This is a genomic window from Halorubrum sp. SD612, assembly GCF_002135005.1.
In genome coordinates, this window is sequence record NZ_NEWI01000319.1 from 1 (window position 1) to 1,824 (window position 1,824).

General features: G+C 73.6%; 2 protein-coding genes. One reads left to right on the plus strand and one right to left on the minus strand.

All coding sequences use genetic code 11. From position 1 onward, the window contains the following. Positions 1 to 190: 190 nt before the first annotated feature. A complete protein-coding gene (locus B9G38_RS16885) occupies positions 191 to 1,270 on the minus strand; it encodes a methyltransferase domain-containing protein (RefSeq protein WP_086221138.1) in 1,080 nt (359 codons plus the stop codon). A gap of 84 nt (positions 1,271 to 1,354) precedes the next feature. On the opposite strand from B9G38_RS16885, the gene B9G38_RS16890 reads away from it, so the two are divergent. Then, the coding region (locus tag B9G38_RS16890; protein ID WP_086221139.1) for a TATA-box-binding protein at positions 1,355 to 1,824 on the plus strand (470 nt) is incomplete at its 3' end.

The window sequence follows — 1,824 nt, forward strand, 5'->3', positions numbered from 1 at the left end:
CGGGGACGTGGTCGATTTCGAACACCGACTCGTCGCGGAACACCGACTCGTCCCACGAGAGCATGTCCCCGCCGTCCCCGGTCATGCGAGTACCACGAGAGGCCGCGCACTTAACCGTTGCCCGGCGGCGGAGCAAAACTGAAACTTGTCGCGCGAGCGCCCGACCGGAGCGATTCCGCCGATCGGTCGTTCACTCTCGGTCCGGTCGGACCGCCGCCGTTCCCCCCGCGTCGCCGCGGCGCAGCACCAGCACGTGGCGCGTCAGCGAGCGGTGGACGCGGCGCTCGAACGCGGCGTCGACCGTCCAGCCGGCCTCGCGGGCGGGCCCGCGCCAGTCGCGGTCCGCGACGATCACCGCGCGCGGCGCGACCCGGGCGGCCTCCGCGAGCGCGCCCGCGACGAGGTCCGCGAGCTCGTGGCGCGCGACCTTCGACTGCCGGCCGTAGGGGGCGTCGAACGCGACCCCGTCGACGCCGCCGTCCGGGACGGGGAGCGCGGTGGCGTCGCCCCGCGCGACGTGCCAGTCGGGGGAGCCGTTGGCGCCGGGGGTACCGAGGTACTCGCGGAAGTTCTCCCGCGCGCCGCGGACCATCTTCGCCTGCGCGTCGCAGGCGACGGCGTCGGCGCCGACGAGGCCGGCTTCGAGGGGGAGCCCGCCCGTGCCGCACATCGGGTCGAGCAGGGTCCGTCCGGGGGCCGCGCCCGCGAGGTTGGCGTACGCGCGGGCGTCCGCCGGCGCCATGCTCCCCGGCTGGAAGAAGGGGCGCTCGGTGGGGTTCGGCGCGAAGTCGCGGGCGGCCTCGACCGCGACCCAGCCGAGCGCACAGAGGTCCGCGTCGCCCCCGTCGGCGCCGGCCACCGCGTCGTGCTCGGCCCGCGGGCCGGCCGAGAACAGCGCGCGGAGGACGTGGTCGGGGTCGTCGAGGTCGACGTCGAACCCGCGGTCGACGAGGACGCTCCCGAGCTCGCGCTCGGCCGCCGCCGTCGAGACGCCGGTCGTCGCCCGGACGTCGCGGGCGCGGACCGCGACCGTCCCGGCGCGGTCGAGCGACGCGGCCCGGAGCGCGGCGACCGCGGCGTCGACGTCGGCGTCCGTGCGCGCGATCCCCTCGTGGGCGGCGCGAGTGTACGCGAGCCGGCGGACGTGAGGGCGGTCGATCCCGCCGGTGCGCGCGACTCCCGGCGCGAGGAGGTCGACGCCGGTCGCGGCCGTCGCCGCCTCGCGAGCCGCGAAGGCGTCCGTCTCGCCGGCGAGTTCGAGCCAGTACACGCCGACCGCTCCGCGCGGCGACGCCAATAGCGTGGCGGTTCCGACCAGCCACCTTTTTAGGTCGTTCGGGCGAGAATAGAGGTAATGACGGCCGACCCGAAGGAGACGATCACCGTAGAGAACGTCGTCGCTTCCACTGGGATCGGACAGGAACTCGATCTCCAGAGCGTCGCGATGGACCTCGAGGGCGCCGACTACGACCCCGAGCAGTTCCCCGGACTCGTCTACCGCACCACGGACCCGAAGTCGGCCGCGCTGATCTTCCGCTCGGGGAAGATCGTCTGTACCGGCGCGAACTCGATCGAGGCGGTCCACGAGAGCCTCGACATCGTCTTCGGGGAGCTCCGAGCGCTCCAGATCCCGATCGAGGACCCGGAGGTCACGGTCCAGAACATCGTCACCTCGGCCGACCTCGGCGAGAGCCTGAACCTGAACGCGATCGCGATCGGCCTCGGCTTAGAACACATCGAGTACGAGCCGGAGCAGTTCCCCGGCCTCGTCTACCGACTCGACGAGCCGGAGGTCGTCGCGCTCCTGTTCGGCAGCGGCAAGGT